The sequence below is a fragment of the Corynebacterium appendicis CIP 107643 genome (genome assembly GCF_030408415.1).
Lineage (GTDB): Bacteria > Actinomycetota > Actinomycetes > Mycobacteriales > Mycobacteriaceae > Corynebacterium > Corynebacterium appendicis.
Map to the genome: position 1 here is coordinate 266,435 of NZ_CP046976.1, position 18,055 is coordinate 284,489.

Here is an 18,055-nt window from a genome sequence, read left to right on the forward strand (position 1 = left end):
AGCCGGAATCAGAGGTGTCTACCAAACAGGGGTCAGGTCCATGAGATCGGGGATCTGGTGCACAGGGGAAAGCCCCACCGGGAAGACCTGGAGGAAAACCGGCGGGGCTGGCTGTGGCGATCGTGTCGTTAGGCGCTCAGCGTCTCCTTCGCGGCGTCAGCAGTACTGACGTCTGCCTTGTCCTTGTCTTCCTTCAGGGTGGGGCGCAGCAGCAGCATGGCGATCGCGATGACGATCAGGACGCTAGCTTCGTGGACGAGCATGCCAATCGACATGGTCACCCCACCGAGCAGCACACCGACCAACAGGATCGCCACGGTGGCCAGGGCGATGGCGATATTGACCCGCATGGTGCGTACCGTGCGCTGGGCCAAACCCAGGGCGTACGGCAAGCGGGGGAGCTTGTCGGCCATCAGGGCGATATCGGCTGTTTCGATGGCGGCAGGTGAACCAGCAGCCCCCATCGCCACGCCGATGTCGGCCTGAACGAGTGCCGGCGTGTCGTTGACACCGTCGCCGATCATGGCCACGGTGCGGCCCTGGGCCTGCAGGTCCTTGACGATAGTGAGCTTGTCCTCGGGCATGAGTTCGGCCCGGACCTCGTCGACCCCGAGTTCGGCGGCGACGTTGCGGGCCACCCGCTGCGCGTCACCGGTGGCCATGATCACGCGCACACCCTTGTCATGCAGCGATCGGATAGCGGCCGGTGCGTCGTCACGGATGGTGTCGGCCACGGCGACTATGCCGATGGCGCGTCCGTCGACACCGACGTACATGGCGGTCTTGCCCTGGTCATTGAGTTCAAGGATGCGGGTGGTGTCCGGGGCGTGGTCGAGCAGGCCGGCGGAACCGACGGCGACGGTATGTTCGTCGACCTTCGCGATGATGCCCTTGCCGGTGACCGGTTTGGCTTTCTCAACCATTTCGATGGTCAGCCCCTTGTTCTCCGCGCCGCGGATGATCGCCTCGGCCAGGGGGTGCTCGGAGGCGGTTTCGGCACGGGCGGCCAGGGTGAGCACCTCATCGTCCGAGTAGGCAGGGTCGAGGACGTCGACGTTGGTCAGCTCGGGGCGGCCGTTGGTCAGGGTGCCGGTCTTGTCGACGACCACGGTGTCGACCTTCGCGGAGGTCTCCAGGTATTCGCCACCCTTGATGAGCACCCCGTCCTTAGCGGAGCGCCCGATACCGGCGACAATCGAGACCGGGATGGAGATGACCAGCGCCCCGGGGCAGCCGATGACCAGCAGGGTCAAGGCCAGTTCCACATTGAGGGTGATCAGGCCAACGGCGAGGGCGGCGACCATCACACCGGGGGTGTAGTACTTCGAGAATTTCTCCAGGAACGTCTGGGTTTTGGCCTTATCGTCCTGGGCGTCTTCTACACGGTGGATGATCTTGGCCAGTGTGGAGTCCGAGCCGATGCCAATCGCCTCGATGCGCAGCACCCCGGAGCGCAGCCAAGTTCCGGCGAAGACCTCCGAGTCCTCGGCCTTCTCAGCGGGTACGGATTCCCCGGTGATGGTGGCCTCGTCGACCCCGCCGTGACCGGAGAGCACGCGTCCATCGACGGGGATCTGCTCGCCGTTTTTCACGAGCACGACGTCACCGGGGGCCAGTTCCCAGATCTCAACGGTTTCGGGCTCACCGTCGCGCAGCACGGTGGCGGTCTCGGGGGCAGCGTCCACCAGGTCCGACAGTGCCTTGCGGGTGCGGTTCATCGTGGCCTTCTCCAGGGCCTTGCCCAGGGCGAAGAGGAAGGTGACAGCGGCGGATTCCCAGTAGTTGTTGATGAACAGCGCGCCGATGGCGGCGACGATGACCAGCAGGTCAATCGAGATCATCCTAATGCGCAGGGCCTGGACGGCGGAGACGGCGATCTGCCAGCCGGCGACCACCGCGGCGGCGATCATGAATCCGTCTGACAGCCACCCAGCGGGGGTGAGCCAGGACAGGATAATCAACAGGCCTGAGACAGCGACCACGCCCCAGGTTTTCCAGGTCTTCATGATGGGTGTCCTTTACTTTTTGGGTCTTTTTCTTGTGACACTCATTAAGTTAGGATGATTCCGGAGAAACTTCCTTGACCTGGATCAATTACCCACACACCTCCGACCTGACGAGGTGGAGCAGAAGAGCATGCCACGTGGCCTGTCAACGCTAGGAACCCACCAGCACCGCACGGTGCTGGTGGGTTCCTAGCGTGGAGATGACGTGGCGTCGATCATGCTCCTTTCCCGGGTACTCGGATAGGGGGTGTTTAGTAGGCCGAGGGTTTGGCGGTACAGCCGGCGTCCATGAGAGGGCCGGTGCGAGTGCTCAGCCATTCCCGGATTGGGTGGCGGCCGTGCGGGTCGGGCGCCGCAAGGGAGGAGAACAGGGCGAGGTCGTCATCTACGCGTCGCTGGTAGGCGTCACGGGTCTCCTTGAGATGTCCTAGGTGGATAGTGTCGTCCTGGCCCGCAGGACGGCTCACGCGGTACAACGCCGCCACACTGTGATAGGCGGGAGTAGCCGTTGCGTATGGCACTCTGGATGTCGCCTGTATTCAGGGCTCGAGTTCTTGCGAGAAGATTCGGTCCCTGTCGTTAATGATCGTGGGCGTTGACAATGGTGTTGACCTTGGCATCCACAGCCTCCAGTGTGCTCAAGCCCAGGCGGGCAGTGTCGGTGTCCACGCCGTGCCCCTTCATCAGGAAGTCCAGCTTCGGGTGCAGCTGGGCGAGGGTATCGTTCGCCATGTGGGAGGGGTCACCGCCGTGGGCGGCGCATAACGCGTTCGCCTTGGCGTGCAGCGAGGAGACGGATTCGAGGTCCAGATCCGACTCGTCGAAGTTCTCGGTCCCGTGGTTCTTGAGCAGGAAGTTCATCTTCTCGTGGAGACTGACAAAGGTCACTTCGGCCATGGTGGTGTCCTTTCATGACGAAGATCAGGTGTTTTCTGTGATACTCATTAAGCTATGAACATTCCGGAGAAAGTACCTTGATCCGCATCAAGTACCCGCAAAGTGAGATCTGGATCGCAAAAAGACTGTGGTGCTCGTAGCCCGGGGGCACAGATGGCCCGCCGGCACTTTCTGGTGCGGGCGGGCTTGTGGGGTCGGGAGTGCGTCAGATCGCCGACGGCTTGGCGGTGTAACCGACCTCGGCTACCGCGGTGACCAGGTCACGTACGGAGACCTTCTGTGGGTCGTGGGTGACCAGGATGCGTCCGGAGGAGAACTTCACCTCCGCATTCTCCACGCCGTCCAAACCATTCAGCTTGTTTTCGATCTTGGCGACACAGCTCGGACAGGTGAACTCATCAGAGCGTAAGGTGGTGTTCTTCAGCATGGCCGGGGCGGTCATTGTAACCAGGTCCTTTCATCTTTTATCGTCATGTTCCTGTGCTTGCACCTTTAAAGATATGGTCCTTTCCGGGTTAATTCCTTGACCTGGATCAAACAACGACAAATCTCTCCGACCAGAAAATTGTCCTGGAAAAGAGAGAGGGATGTGGGCGTTTAGAGGCCGGCGACCAGGTCGGCCAGGGCCTGGTGGTTGGTAATAGCGATCCATTCGCGGCCGGAGTCGATGACACCGGTTTTCTTCATCCGCGCCATTGCCCGGGAGGCGGACTCGACGGTGGTGCCGGCCATGCCGGCCACGTCGTCGCGGCGCAGGCGGACCTGCAGCAGGCTGGATCCGTCTTGTCGGATTTGCCCGAGCTTGGCGTCCAGGTGTTGGAGGGCGGCGGCCACGCGCTGCTCGACAGTCGAGGTGGTCAGTGCGGTCTCGCGTTCCCGGGAACGGACCAATTGGTCCTGCTGCATCCGCATGATCGCCAACGCCAGTTGCGGGTAGGCGTCCACGACCTCGGCCAGGGCCTCGGCGGGCAGGTAGAGCGCGCAGGTGGTCTCAATCGCCCAGGCGGAGTCGGTGGCTGGGGAGCTATGGGGGTGCAGTGGGCCGATGACATCCCCGGGGGCGGCGATGTCGACGGTGATTTCGCGGCCATCGATGGTGTCCCGGGTGATCCGGGCTCGACCGGAGGCGACCATATAGCTGCCCTGAGCCTGCTCGCCGGCTAGGAGGATGGGATCACCCGCGGCCCAGGCCCAGGAGGTCAGATGCTGGTCGAGTTCCCTGTGCTGTTGTGGGTTCAGCTTCTTGGTCAGCGGGGAACGGGCCATGACCTGCATGCGCACGTCCAGGGAGCACTGGTGGGGTTGAGCGCAGTTGTGACGGACGGGATTGCGGGCCATAAGCCCCATGCTATCGGGCCCGGAGAGCAATGACCGCGGAAGCGGAGAAACAAAAGCCTCCGACACGACCGACAGCCGCGCCCCCTCACCACTCGCTGCCTGAGGAGTGCGCAGTGGAGGTGATGTCGTCGATGACCTTGATGAGCTCGTCCACAGACACCTGTTGTAGGTCATGGGACACCACGAGATGGCCGGGCAGTACTACCACTTCGACGGAGGCCACCGTGGTAACGCGATCGCGGTGCTGATGAACTAGCGCGGCGTGGTGACTGTGTGTCAGGGGCGGGTTGGCTTGTAGACTCGCTCGCATGCTCCCTAAATCCCGCATCGCGTCGGCCCTGCTCGTCGGGCTCGGTCTGGCGTTGATCGTTGCGGGGCTCATCGCGCCGCGGTTCCTCAACGGTGATGCGCGGTTCCCGCTGAACCTGGAGAACACCACGTGGACGCTCCATGACCCGGAAGCGACGTTGGGGGAGGCCAAGGACGACGGCACAGCCAAGGACGTGACGGTGCCGCTCACGCGTCAGCTGCACATGACGGTGCAGAACCCGGCGACGGACAAGGCCGTGGCATTGCGCGTGGGCGACTCGCTGCTGCGCGGGGACAAAGAATCGGATTTTGAGAATCTGGTCACCGCCGCGACGTGGTCGATGCAAATGGACCGGAACACAGGGCTTATCGACGAGCCGGCGCGGGTGAGCACCGTGATGGCGCTGCCGGAAGAAACGGTCGATATCGACGGAGTGTGGCTGAAGTTTCCGTCCGACGTGCAAAAGGAGAGCTACCCCGTCTTCGACCCGACGCTACGCGCCGCAGTCGACGCGGAGTTCACCGGCGAGAGCGAGGTGGCGGGGCGGACGGTCTACACCTTCACGCAGACCGTCCCCGACACCAATGTCGCGGAGCTCTACCCCGGTGAGCAGAACTCGCTAATGGTGCCCGGGCCCGACGGGGACGCGAAGAAGGCGTTCAAACACCACGCCGCTGAGCGCGAAATCACCGTGGACCAGATCACGGGCCTGGTCGTCGGGATCAACGAGAAGGTCGACGACTACTACGCGGACCGTGCGGGCGAGCGCGTGCGCGGGATTTACTCTTACGACGCGGCGATGGACGAGCAGCAGGTGGAGGCGCTGACGGGGCAGCTGCCGACAGTCACCCAGGGGCTGTCGCGCACCGTGACCTACGCCGTAATCGGAGTCGGCAGCCTGCTGGTGCTGGCCGGGCTGATCGGGGCGTTCCGTCCGGGCGGGCGCCTACGTGCGACGTCGCACCGCGCGTAGACGCGCCATAAGCCGCGGCGTTACAGCGGGCGGGCTCGCCGGTGGTATGGTTTCCGGCGAGCGACGGTGGCGGACCGGTCCGCGGAAAATAGGATCGGCTAGCGCTTTACAATCGGGCAGCGGGGGTATAAGCTGTCTCCTTGCGCTGGAAGCCGTCGCCAGTGTGTATGAGGAAAACCTTGGATCAATGCGAAAACATTGATTTGACAAGGTGATTTTGTGCATTCTGGACTCTCGGGGGCTTCCACAGCTGTCGCAGCTAACAATAAACGCTAATTATCCAGCGGGTGACCAGTGCATATGCGCCGTGTACGGGCCCCGCGTGAGGTGCTGGAAGGACCCATCTTGGCAGTCTCCCGCCAGACCAAGTCAGTGGCCACGATTCCCGGAGCTCCGGAGCGCTACTCGTTCGCGAAGATCGACGAGCCGATTGCGCTTCCTGGGCTCCTTGATGTTCAGTTAGAATCCTTCGCTTGGCTCGTCGGCACGCCTGAATGGCGTGAGCGTCAGGCAGAAGAGCGCGGCGACGACGCCCGCATCACGTCCGGTCTCGAGGACATCCTGGAAGAGATCTCTCCGATCCAGGACTACTCGGGCAACATGAGCTTGTCTCTGTCCGAGCCGCGCTTCGAGGATGTCAAGTACACCATCGACGAGTGCAAAGACAAGGACATCAACTACTCCGCACCGCTGTACGTGACCGCGGAGTTCATTAACAACGACACCCAGGAGATCAAGTCTCAGACCGTCTTCATCGGCGACTTCCCGCTGATGACGGACAAGGGCACGTTCATCGTCAACGGCACCGAGCGTGTCATTGTCTCCCAGCTGGTGCGTTCCCCGGGCGTCTACTTCGACGAGACGATCGACAAGTCCACCGAGCGTCCGCTCCACTCCGTGAAGGTCATCCCGTCGCGTGGTGCATGGCTGGAGTTCGACGTCGATAAGCGCGACACCGTCGGTGTCCGCATCGACCGCAAGCGCCGCCAGCCGGTGACCGTCCTGCTGAAGGCCCTCGGCTGGACCGAGCAGCAGATCAAGGACCGCTTCGGCTTCTCCGAGATCATGATGTCCACGCTGGAGAACGACGGCGTGGCCAACACCGACGAGGCACTGCTGGAGATCTACCGCAAGCAGCGCCCGGGCGAGCAGCCGACCCGCGACCTCGCGCAGTCCCTGCTCGAGAACGCCTTCTTCCGCGCGAAGCGCTACGACCTCGCACGCGTCGGCCGCTACAAGGTCAACCGCAAGCTCGGCCTCGGCGGCGACCACGAGGGTCTGATGACCCTGACCGAAGAGGACATCGCCACCACGCTCGAGTACCTCGTGCGCCTGCACGCCGGTGAGCGCGAGATGACCTCTCCGGAGGGCACCGTCATCCCGATCAACACCGACGACATCGACCACTTCGGCAACCGCCGCCTGCGCACCGTGGGCGAGCTGGTGCAGAACCAGGTCCGCGTCGGCCTGTCCCGCATGGAGCGTGTCGTGCGCGAGCGCATGACCACGCAGGACGCTGAGGCGATCACCCCGACCTCCCTGATCAACGTTCGCCCGGTCTCCGCGGCGATCCGCGAGTTCTTCGGCACCTCCCAGCTGTCGCAGTTCATGGACCAGAACAACTCCCTGTCCGGCCTGACCCACAAGCGCCGCCTGTCCGCGCTCGGCCCGGGCGGCCTGTCCCGTGAGCGCGCCGGCATCGAGGTCCGAGACGTTCACCCGTCCCACTACGGCCGCATGTGCCCGATTGAGACTCCTGAGGGCCCGAACATCGGCCTGATTGGCGCACTGTCTTCTTACGCACGTGTGAACCCGTTCGGTTTCATCGAGACGCCGTACCAGAAGGTCATCGACGGCAAAATTACTGAGGAGATCGACTACCTCACCGCCGACGAGGAGGACCGCTACGCGATTGCCGAGGCGGCCACCGAGCACGACAAGGACATGAACATCACGGCCGAGCGCATCGAGGTGCGCCTCAAGGACGGCGATATCGGTGTTGTGGGTGCCAAGGACGTCGACTACGTCGACATCTCCCCGCGCCAGATGGTCTCCGTCGCTACGGCGATGATTCCGTTCCTCGAGCACGACGACGCTAACCGCGCGCTCATGGGTGCGAACATGCAGAAGCAGGCAGTGCCGCTGCTGCGTTCCGAGGCCGCGTACGTGGCCACCGGCACCGAGCTGCGCGCCGCGTACGACGCGGGCGACATCGTCATCGCCAAGACCGCCGGTGTCGTCGAGGACGTCACCGGCGATGTCATCACCATCATGGACGACGAGGGTCAGCGCGAGTCGTACTTGCTGCGCACGTTCGAGCGCACCAACCAGGGCACCTGCTACAACCAGACCCCGATCGTGTCCACGGGCGACCGCGTTGAGGCTGGCCAGGTCATCGCCGATGGCCCGGGCACCAAGAATGGCGAGATGGCGCTGGGCACCAACCTGCTCGTCGCCTTCATGCCGTGGGAGGGCCACAACTACGAGGACGCCATCATCCTCAACCAGCGCGTGGTGGAGCAGGACATCCTGACCTCCGTGCACATCGAGGAGCACGAGATCGACGCCCGCGACACCAAGCTGGGCGCCGAGGAAATCACCCGCGAGATCCCGAACGTCTCCGAGGACGTGCTGAAGGACCTCGATGAGCGCGGCATCATTCGCATCGGTGCAGATGTCCGCGACGGCGACATCCTCGTCGGCAAGGTCACCCCGAAGGGCGAGACCGAGCTGACCCCGGAGGAGCGCCTGCTGCGCGCCATCTTCGGCGAGAAGGCCCGCGAGGTCCGCGACACCTCCCTGAAGGTGCCGCACGGCGAGACCGGCAAGGTGATTGCTGTCCGCCGCTTCTCCCGCGAGGACGACGACGATCTGTCGCCGGGCGTCAACGAGATGATCCGCGTCTACGTCGCCCAGAAGCGCAAGATCCAGGACGGCGACAAGATGGCCGGCCGCCACGGTAACAAGGGTGTCGTGGGCAAGATCCTCCCCGAGGAGGATATGCCGTTCATGGCTGACGGCACCCCGGTGGACATCATCCTGAACACCCACGGTGTGCCGCGCCGTATGAACATCGGTCAGGTCCTCGAGGTGCACCTCGGTTGGCTGGCTAAGGCTGGCTGGACCGTCAACCCGGATGATCCGGCCAACGCGAAGTTGCTGGAGACGCTTCCGGAGCAGCTTTACGACGTTCCGCCGGAGTCGCTGACCGCCACCCCGGTGTTCGACGGCGCCACCAACGAGGAGATCGCCGGCCTTTTGGCCAACACCAAGCCGAACCGCGACGGCGACGTCATGGTGGACGGCGACGGCAAGACCGTGCTTTTCGACGGCCGCTCCGGCGAACCGTTCAAGTACCCGATCTCCGTCGGCTACATGTACATGCTCAAGCTGCACCACCTGGTGGACGAGAAGATTCACGCCCGCTCCACCGGCCCGTACTCCATGATTACCCAGCAGCCGCTGGGTGGTAAGGCACAGTTCGGTGGCCAGCGCTTCGGCGAGATGGAGGTGTGGGCAATGCAGGCGTATGGCGCCGCCTACACCCTGCAGGAGCTGCTGACCATCAAGTCCGATGACGTTGTGGGCCGCGTGAAGGTGTACGAGGCGATTGTCAAGGGCGACAACATCCCGGATCCGGGCATCCCGGAGTCCTTCAAGGTGTTGCTCAAGGAGCTGCAGTCGCTGTGCCTCAACGTCGAGGTGCTGTCCACCGACGGTACTCCGATGGAGCTGTCCGGCGACGACGACGAATACGACCAGGCAGGATCCTCGCTGGGAATCAACCTGTCCCGCGACGAGGGTTCCGCAGCCGACACGGCATAAGCGCGTCCCGCGCGCTTTTGCCGTGCGTCGGCAAGCAAATAAGACTTAAAACGAAGAACTAATTCAACTTCAATCCTCCCGACATGGGAGGTGAAAGGGCATTTACGTGTTTGACGTAAACCTCTTCGATGAGCTCCGCATCGGCCTGGCCACCGCCGAAGACATCCGCCGCTGGTCGCACGGCGAGGTGAAGAAGCCGGAGACGATCAACTACCGCACCCTCAAGCCGGAGAAGGACGGCCTGTTCTGTGAGCGCATTTTCGGTCCGACCCGCGACTGGGAGTGCTCCTGCGGCAAGTACAAGCGTGTCCGCTACAAGGGCATCATCTGTGAGCGCTGCGGCGTCGAGGTGACCAAGTCCAAGGTGCGCCGTGAGCGCATGGGCCACATCGAGCTGGCCGCTCCGGTCACGCACATCTGGTACTTCAAGGGCGTTCCGTCCCGCCTGGGCTACCTGCTGGACCTGGCGCCCAAGGACCTCGAGCGCATCATTTACTTCGCCGCCAACATCATCACCTCCGTCGACGAGGAGGCACGTCACAACGACATGTCCACCCTCGAGGCGGAGATGATCCTGGAGAAGAAGGAAGTCGAGCAGGACACCGAGTCCGAGATCGCGGACCGTGCCCAGAAGCTCGAGGAGGACCTCGCTGAGCTCGAGTCCGAGGGCGCGACCGCCGCCGCGCGCAAGAAGGTGCAGAATGCTGCCGACAAGGAAATGCAGCACATGCGCGAGGCAGGCGAGCGCGAAATCGAGCGTCTCGACGAGATCTGGAACACCTTCATCAAGCTCGCCCCCAAGCAGATGATCATCGACGAGAACCTCTACGAGGAGCTCGTCGACCGCTACGAGGATTATTTCACCGGCGGCATGGGCGCTGAGGCGATCCAGACCCTCATCCGCAACTTCGACCTGGACGCCGAGTCCGAGGAGCTGCGCACCATCATCGCCGAGGGCAAGGGCCAGAAGAAGGTCCGCGCACTCAAGCGCCTGAAGGTCGTCGCCGCGTTCCAGCGTTCCGGCAACGACCCGGCCGGCATGATCCTCGACGCCATCCCGGTGATTCCGCCGGAGCTGCGTCCGATGGTCCAGCTTGACGGTGGCCGTTTCGCCACCTCCGACCTGAACGACCTGTACCGCCGCGTGATCAACCGCAACAACCGCCTCAAGCGCATGATCGATCTCGGCGCGCCCGAGATCATCGTGAACAACGAGAAGCGCATGCTGCAGGAGTCCGTTGACGCCCTGTTCGACAACGGTCGCCGCGGCCGTCCGGTCACCGGCCCGGGCAACCGTCCGCTGAAGTCCCTGTCTGACCTGCTCAAGGGCAAGCAGGGCCGCTTCCGCCAGAACCTGCTGGGTAAGCGTGTGGACTACTCCGGCCGTTCGGTGATTATCGTCGGCCCGCAGCTGAAGATGCACGAGTGCGGTCTACCGAAGCTGATGGCTCTCGAGCTGTTCAAGCCGTTCGTGATGAAGCGCCTGGTCGACAACGACTATGCGCAGAACATCAAGTCCGCCAAGCGCATGGTCGAGCGCCAGCGCCCCGAGGTGTGGGACGTGCTCGAAGAGGCGATTGCCGAGCACCCGGTGCTGCTCAACCGCGCACCGACACTGCACCGCCTGGGCATCCAGGCCTTCGAGCCGGTCTTGGTCGAGGGCAAGGCCATCCAGCTGCACCCGCTGGCATGTGAGGCCTTCAACGCCGACTTCGACGGCGACCAGATGGCTGTCCACCTGCCGCTGTCCGCTGAAGCTCAGGCTGAGGCACGCGTCCTCATGCTGTCTTCCAACAACATCCTGTCGCCGGCATCCGGCAAGCCGCTGGCTATGCCGCGCCTGGACATGGTCACCGGCCTGTACTTCCTGACGATGCTCAAGAGCGAGGCCGAGATCGGCGGCGAGGGCGCGTACGCGCCGGCCGACGAGAACGGCCCCGCACGCGGCGTCTACTCCGACCACCGCGAGGCCATCATGGCCTACGACCGTGGTGTGCTGGGCCTGCAGGCCCCGATCCAGGTGCGCATCAGCCACCTGCGCCCGACGCGCGAGATCGAGGCGGAGCAGTTCCCGGACGGCTGGGAGAAGGGCCAGACCTGGACCGCGGAGACCACGCTCGGCCGCATCATGTTCAACGAGATGCTGCCGTTCAACTTCCCGTACCAGGAAGGCGCCATGGTCCGTAAGGGCGGCGGCGCCGGCAAGGTGCTGCTCGGCGACATCATTTCCGCCATGGTGGAGAAGTACCCGATGATCACCGTCGCCCAGACGATGGACAAGCTCAAGGACGCTGGTTTCTACTGGGCGACCCGCTCGGGCATCACTATCACCATGTCCGACGTGCTCGTGCTCCCGAACAAGACCGAGATCTTGGACGAGTACGAGAAGGAAGCCGCAGAGATCGAGCGCAAGTTCTGGGAGAAGGGTGCTCTCACCGAAGAGAACCGCTACGACCGTCTTGTGGAGCTGTGGCAGGACGCCACCAACAAGGTGGGTCAGGCAGTCGAGGACCTGTACCCGGACGACAACCCGATTCCGATGATCGTGAAGTCCGGTGCTGCCGGTAACATGCGCCAGATCTGGACCCTGGCCGGCATGAAGGGCATGGTCGTGAACTCCCGAGGTGAGTACATCACCCGTCCGATCAAGACCTCCTTCCGCGAGGGCCTGTCCGTGATGGAGTACTTCAACAACTCCCACGGTTCCCGTAAGGGACTGGCCGATACCGCTCTGCGTACCGCCGACTCCGGTTACCTCACCCGCCGTCTCGTGGACGTCGCACAGGACGTCATCGTCCGCGAAGAGGACTGCGGCACCCACCAGGGCGTCAGGGTCCCGGTGGCCGAGGCTGCCGGCGGCACGTTCATCCGCCACGACTTGGTGGAGACCTCCGTGTCCGGCCGCGTGCTGGCCGCTGATGCAACCGATGCCGACGGCAAGGTCATCCTCGAGGCAGGCAACGACCTGTCCGAGGAGCGCATCGACGCCCTCGTCGAGGCCGGTGTCAAGGAGATCAAGGTCCGCTCCGTGCTGACCTGCCAGACCCCGACCGGCGTGTGCGCGAAGTGCTACGGCAAGTCCATGGCCACCGGCAAGCTGGTGGACATCGGCGAGGCTGTCGGCATTGTCGCGGCCCAGTCGATTGGTGAGCCGGGTACCCAGCTGACCATGCGTACCTTCCACCAGGGTGGTGTCGGCGGCGACATTACCGGTGGTCTGCCGCGTGTCCAGGAGCTGTTCGAGGCACGTGTGCCGAAGAACCGCGCCCCGATCGCGTCTGTCGCCGGCGAGATCTCGCTGGAGGACGAGGGCAACTTCTGGACCCTGACCATCCACCCGGAGGATGGCTCCGACGATGTGGTCTACGAGAAGCTGTCCAAACGCCAGGGCCTGGCTCAGGTGCGCCGCCCGATGGAGTCCAACCCGGACGCCATGATCGAGCGTTCCCTCAAGGACGGCGACACGGTCAACGTCGGCGACCGTCTGCTGCGCGGTGCGGCTGATCCGCACGACGTGCTCGAGGTTCTCGGCCGCCGCGGTGTGGAGAAGCACCTCATCGACGAGGTCCAGGCTGTCTACCGCACTCAGGGTGTGTCGATCCACGACAAGCACATCGAGATCATCATCCGCCAGATGCTGCGCCGCGGCACGGTCATCGACGCGGGTGCGACCGAGTTCCTCCCGGGTACCCTGGTCGACCTGTCCGAGGCACGCCAGATCAACAGCCAGGCCGTCGCCGAGGGCGGCGAGCCGGCCGAGCTGCGCAGCGAGATCATGGGTATTACCAAGGCGTCGCTCGCGACCGAGTCGTGGCTGTCCGCCGCCTCCTTCCAGGAGACGACCCGCGTGCTCACCGACGCCGCGATCAACAAGCGCTCCGACAAGCTGATCGGCCTGAAGGAGAACGTGATCATCGGTAAGCTCATCCCGGCCGGTACGGGCATCTCGCGCTACCGCAACATCTCCGTCAAGCCGACGGAGGCCGCACGCTCCGCCGCCTACTCGATCCCGTCCTTCGGCGATTCGATCTACGGCGACGAAGGCTACGGCGAGTTCACTGGCGCGTCCGTGCCGCTCGACGAGTACGGCTTCGACCAGTTCTAAACGGTTAAGCAGCCCAAGCGTTCAGGCCCGGCCTTCCCACGTGGAAGTCTGGGCCTTTCGCTGTTGTGCGTGTGCTGAAGAGCCCGGGCGACGTGGGCTGGTGAAGAATGTTTACAGCTGGGCGCCGCGGGCCGCGCGGAGGATGTCCACACCGCCCATGAGAGCAAAGCCGCGGATGCGGATCAAAGGGGCGTCCGCGGGCAAGTCCCTCTGCGACATCGTGCACGAGTGGTGGTTGGACATGCCGAAGCCGCCCATGAGGCCAATGCCGTCGTCGATGACGCGGACGTCCTCCGGCACGATGATCTCTATGCCGCCCATCACCGCAAAGGCATTGATAACGGTTTCTGGTGCGGACAGCCGGGCCTCGCGGAGGTCGAGTCCGTTGCCGCCCATGACCGAAAATGACGAGTGAGTCGGCGCGACGTGCCAATCGCCGGTCTTGTCGGTGCCGCCCATGACGGAGAGGGAGAAGCTGGAGCCGCCGGGTTGGTCAGTGAGGTAGGCAAGTGCGTCAGAATGCGGGGGCGGGGTCAGCGGGGCAGGATCGGATACTCGGCGGGTGACGGGGGAGAGGTCCGCGGTGAGCGGCTCCAGTTCGTCAGCGAAGGTGGACTTCCAAGCCTCGGCGGTGCGTTCGTCGAATTCGGTCGTGGAAAGTTGGCCGTCGGCAAAGGCGGCGGCCAGAGTGTCGGCGGTGTGCTTGCGCAGCGAATCGGACGCGCGTTTACGGGGCGGTTGGGAGGACGTGGTCTCGAATTCGTTTGCCATGGAACCTACTTTAGGCGGGGAGGCGGGCAGCGGGTGTCGTTAAGTGAAAAGGCGATTTGCTTTTACCGCGCCCGGCGTGTAATTTTTCTACCGATTCCGCCCCGCGTGCCGGGGTTGGGAAACCATTGAACTCCCCGCACCCTCCAGGGCAGCGGAGGTGAGTTCATGCGAAAACGGCAGGGCCCCGAAGAAGAGCCCCCATTTTTGCATGTTCGACCACCTTTTCTGCCCAGGGGAGTGCGGCCCCCGAACAAGAAAGTGTTGGTATGCCAACTATTCAGCAGCTGGTCCGCAAGGGCCGCCACGATAAGAGCAAGAAGGTGGCGACTGCTGCGCTGAAGGGATCCCCGCAGCGCCGCGGCGTGTGCACCCGCGTGTACACCACCACCCCGAAGAAGCCGAACTCCGCTCTCCGTAAGGTCGCGCGTGTCCGCCTGACCTCCGGCATCGAGGTCTCCGCCTACATCCCGGGCGAGGGCCACAACCTGCAGGAGCACTCCATGGTGCTCGTCCGCGGCGGCCGTGTGAAGGACCTTCCGGGTGTTCGCTACAAGATCATCCGCGGCGCACTGGACACCCAGGGCGTCAAGGACCGCAAGCAGGCTCGCTCCCGTTACGGCGCGAAGAAGGGACAGTAAAGAACAATGCGTAAGCAGCAAGCTCCGAAGCGTCCCGTTGTCAAGGACCCGGTTTACGACTCCGAGCTGGTCACCCAGCTGATCAACAAGATCCTCCAGGACGGCAAGAAGTCCACCGCTCAGCGCATCGTCTACGGCGCGCTCGAGATCTGCCGCGAGAAGACCGGCACTGACCCGGTGGGCACCCTCGAGAAGGCACTGGGCAACATCCGCCCGGACCTCGAGGTCCGCTCCCGCCGCGTCGGCGGTGCGACCTACCAGGTCCCGGTCGAGGTCCGTCCCGGCCGCTCCACCACCCTGGCCCTTCGCTGGATGGTCACCTTCACCCGCCAGCGCCGCGAGAACTCCATGACGGAGCGTCTCGCCAACGAGATCCTGGACGCGTCCAACGGTCTCGGCGCATCCGTGAAACGCCGCGAGGACACCCACAAGATGGCAGAGGCCAACCGCGCCTTCGCCCACTACCGCTGGTAGTTTCCCGCTGCGCAGTACCCGGCGGGGGTGTTCTTTGGTTGCCCCGCCGGGAGCTGGCACGAGCTTTCAGAGGCTTCGTAATGCCAGATCAGCGATAAAGTGGCAGAATCGACCAAGGAAAATATCCGCCAAGGCGTCTCCAGCCGCTCCGTGACTGACGGGGACACGGCTTGCAGGGCGTCGACGACAAACGAGTTGGGGTACACAACGTGGCACAAGAAGTGCTTAAGGATCTGAACAAGGTCCGCAACATCGGCATCATGGCCCACATCGATGCCGGTAAGACGACCACGACCGAGCGCATCCTCTTCTACACCGGTCTGAACCGCAAGGTCGGCGAGACCCACGACGGTGGCGCGACCACCGACTGGATGGAGCAGGAGAAAGAGCGCGGCATCACCATTACATCCGCTGCCGTGACGTGCTTCTGGAACAACAACCAGATCAACATCATCGACACCCCGGGCCACGTCGACTTCACTGTTGAGGTCGAGCGTTCCCTGCGTGTCCTCGACGGCGCAGTCGCTGTCTTCGACGGCAAGGAAGGCGTGGAGCCGCAGTCCGAGCAGGTGTGGCGTCAGGCTGCTAAGTACGATGTCCCGCGTATCTGCTTCGTCAACAAGATGGACAAGCTGGGCGCTGACTTCTACTACACCGTTGGCACCATCGTCGACCGCCTCGGCGCGAAGCCGTTGGTCATGCAGCTGCCGATCGGCGCTGAGGACGACTTCGACGGCGTCATCGACCTGCTCGAGATGAAGGCCCTCACCTGGCGCGGCAAGACCGAGATCGGTACCGAGGCCACCATCGAGGAGATCCCGGCCGACCTCCAAGACAAGGCTGAGGAGTACCGCGAGAAGCTCCTCGAAGCCGTCGCGGAGTCCGACGAAGAGCTCATGGAGAAGTACTTCGGCGGCGAAGAGCTGACCATGGAAGAGATCAAGGGCGCCATCCGCAAGATGACGGTCAACTCCGAGATCTACCCGGTCTACTGCGGCACCGCTTACCGCAACAAGGGTGTCCAGCCGCTTCTTGACGCGATCGTCGACTTCCTGCCGAACCCGCTCGACGTGGGCGAGGTCAAGGGTGTCGCAATGGGCACCGACGAGCCGATGACCCGTAAGCCGTCCGTCGAGGAGCCGTTCTCCGCTCTGGCGTTCAAAATCGCCGTCCACCCGTTCTTCGGCAAGCTCACCTACGTGCGCGTCTACTCCGGCCAGGCTATCCCGGGCGAGCAGATGCTCAACTCCACGAAGAACAAGAAGGAGCGCGTCGGCAAGCTCTTCCAGATGCACGCGAATAAGGAGAACCCGGTCGAGCATGCTGACGCCGGCAACATCTACGCGTTCATCGGCCTGAAGGACACCACCACCGGTGACACCCTCTGCAACCCGGAGCACCCGATCATTCTCGAGTCCATGGACTTCCCGGATCCGGTGATCCAGGTCGCCATCGAGCCGAAGACGAAGGCCGACCAGGAGAAGCTGGGCACCGCTATCCAGAAGCTCGCCGAGGAGGACCCGACCTTCACCGTCAAGCTCGATGAGGAGTCCGGCCAGACCGTCATCGGCGGCATGGGCGAGCTCCACCTCGACGTCCTCGTCGACCGCATGAAGCGCGAGTTCAAGGTCGAGGCGAACATCGGCTCCCCGCAGGTCGCTTACCGCGAGACCATCCGCAAGAAGGTCGAGTCCCTGGACTACACCCACAAGAAGCAGACCGGTGGTTCCGGCCAGTTCGCGAAGGTCATCGTCACCGTCGAGCCGTACGAGCCGGACCCGGAGACCCTGGAAGAGGGCGAGTCCCCGACCTACAAGTTCGAGAACGCCGTCACCGGTGGCCGCGTCCCGAAGGAGTACATCCCGTCCGTCGACGCTGGTATCCAGGACGCGATGCAGTACGGCTTCCTCGCCGGCTACCCGCTGGTCAACATCAAGGCCACCCTCGAGGACGGCGCTTACCACGACGTCGACTCCTCCGAGATGGCGTTCAAGCTGGCCGGCTCCCAGGTCCTCAAGGAAGCAGTCGCTAAGGCGAAGCCGGTCCTGCTCGAGCCGATGATGGCCGTCGAGGTCGTCACTCCCGAGGAATACATGGGCACCGTCAACGGCGACATCAGCTCCCGCCGTGGCCAGGTCTACGCCATGGAAGACCGCTCCGGCGCCAAGGTCGTCAAGGCGAAGGTTCCGCTGTCCGAGATGTTCGGCTACATCGGTGACCTCCGCTCCTCGACCGCAGGCCGCGCGAACTTCACCATGGTGTTCGACTCCTACGCCGAGGTCCCGAGCAGCATCGCTCAGGAGATCATCGACGAGCGCAACGGCAACGCCTAACACGCGAAGCCTGAGGGTGCTCCCCTGGAACCCTGTGCCACTAGGGGAGCACACGCGCCGCGGTAGCGGCCGGGCTGAGAGTTTCACCGAGCAGGTGGGACTTTGAGCCGGCCGTTACCACTAGGTGGGTCCACGCCACGTGGGTCGCCCGAAAACCAGGCAGGAAGCCTCGAAGAGCTTCCCCGTCATGGTTTGAAAAACGGCGTTAACAAATCTAGGATCATGTAACTGGCACATTGTGAAATGGCCATTGTTTCCATGCCCGACGCACCGGCATACCGCCCCCAAACGGTGGAACACGGTGGACCGCGTGCTAGGAAATGAAAGCAAGGCAGAAGTAAATCCACGTGGCTGCGAGAGTCGTAGTCACCTGCACGTCCAGGAG

General features: G+C 63.6%; 13 protein-coding genes. 6 read left to right on the forward strand and 7 right to left on the reverse strand.

Annotated elements, in window-relative coordinates; all coding sequences use genetic code 11:
• Positions 1-128: 128 nt before the first annotated feature.
• From CAPP_RS01385 to CAPP_RS01410, 6 genes are all read right to left on the reverse strand, one after another.
• A complete protein-coding gene (locus tag CAPP_RS01385; RefSeq protein WP_076598041.1) occupies positions 129-2,006 on the reverse strand; it encodes a heavy metal translocating P-type ATPase in 1,878 nt (625 codons plus the stop codon).
• Positions 2,007-2,257: 251 nt separating this feature from the next.
• Positions 2,258-2,527 carry a hypothetical protein gene (locus CAPP_RS01390; RefSeq protein WP_076598040.1) on the reverse strand — a complete coding sequence of 90 codons (270 nt, stop codon included), beginning with the start codon at positions 2,525-2,527 and terminating at the stop codon, positions 2,258-2,260.
• 58 nt (positions 2,528-2,585) lie between these two features.
• A complete protein-coding gene (locus tag CAPP_RS01395; protein ID WP_076598039.1) occupies positions 2,586-2,903 on the reverse strand; it encodes a hypothetical protein in 318 nt (105 codons plus the stop codon).
• A gap of 205 nt (positions 2,904-3,108) precedes the next feature.
• Positions 3,109-3,345, reverse strand: coding sequence for a heavy-metal-associated domain-containing protein (locus CAPP_RS01400; RefSeq protein WP_076598038.1), 237 nt, complete (start codon positions 3,343-3,345; stop codon positions 3,109-3,111).
• Positions 3,346-3,500: 155 nt separating this feature from the next.
• Positions 3,501-4,241, reverse strand: a complete 741-nt coding sequence (locus CAPP_RS01405; protein ID WP_200803240.1) for a Crp/Fnr family transcriptional regulator — start codon at positions 4,239-4,241, stop codon at positions 3,501-3,503.
• An 85-nt stretch (positions 4,242-4,326) separates the two neighbouring features.
• A complete protein-coding gene (locus CAPP_RS01410) occupies positions 4,327-4,464 on the reverse strand; it encodes a hypothetical protein (protein WP_159437718.1) in 138 nt (45 codons plus the stop codon).
• Between the two features lie 85 nt (positions 4,465-4,549).
• Here CAPP_RS01410 and pgfA point away from each other — a divergent pair, with 85 nt between their 5' ends.
• From pgfA to CAPP_RS01425, 3 genes are all read left to right on the forward strand, one after another.
• A complete protein-coding gene (gene pgfA, locus CAPP_RS01415; protein ID WP_076598036.1) occupies positions 4,550-5,524 on the forward strand; it encodes a cell envelope lipid trafficking protein PgfA in 975 nt (324 codons plus the stop codon).
• Between the two features lie 327 nt (positions 5,525-5,851).
• Positions 5,852-9,349 (forward strand): DNA-directed RNA polymerase subunit beta, encoded by a 3,498-nt coding sequence (gene rpoB / locus CAPP_RS01420; RefSeq protein ID WP_076598035.1) that lies wholly within the window; start codon positions 5,852-5,854, stop codon positions 9,347-9,349.
• A 106-nt stretch (positions 9,350-9,455) separates the two neighbouring features.
• On the forward strand, positions 9,456-13,454 hold the full coding sequence (locus CAPP_RS01425; RefSeq protein ID WP_076598034.1) for a DNA-directed RNA polymerase subunit beta': 3,999 nt from the start codon (positions 9,456-9,458) through the stop codon (positions 13,452-13,454).
• A gap of 111 nt (positions 13,455-13,565) precedes the next feature.
• On the opposite strand, the gene CAPP_RS01430 is transcribed toward CAPP_RS01425, so the two are convergent.
• Positions 13,566-14,225: a DUF1707 SHOCT-like domain-containing protein gene (locus CAPP_RS01430; protein WP_076598033.1), complete on the reverse strand. Its 660-nt coding sequence runs from the start codon at positions 14,223-14,225 to the stop codon at positions 13,566-13,568.
• Between the two features lie 266 nt (positions 14,226-14,491).
• On the opposite strand from CAPP_RS01430, the gene rpsL reads away from it, so the two are divergent.
• The 3 genes from rpsL to fusA all read left to right on the forward strand — a co-directional run bounded on the left by rpsL (position 14,492) and on the right by fusA (position 17,670).
• On the forward strand, positions 14,492-14,863 hold the full coding sequence (rpsL, locus tag CAPP_RS01435) for a 30S ribosomal protein S12 (protein WP_076598032.1): 372 nt from the start codon (positions 14,492-14,494) through the stop codon (positions 14,861-14,863).
• Between the two features lie 6 nt (positions 14,864-14,869).
• Complete coding sequence (rpsG, locus tag CAPP_RS01440) at positions 14,870-15,337, forward strand: 30S ribosomal protein S7 (RefSeq protein ID WP_076598031.1); 468 nt, start codon at positions 14,870-14,872, stop codon at positions 15,335-15,337.
• A 209-nt stretch (positions 15,338-15,546) separates the two neighbouring features.
• Positions 15,547-17,670 carry an elongation factor G gene (fusA, locus tag CAPP_RS01445; RefSeq protein WP_076598030.1) on the forward strand — a complete coding sequence of 708 codons (2,124 nt, stop codon included), beginning with the start codon at positions 15,547-15,549 and terminating at the stop codon, positions 17,668-17,670.
• Positions 17,671-18,055: the final 385 nt, after the last annotated feature.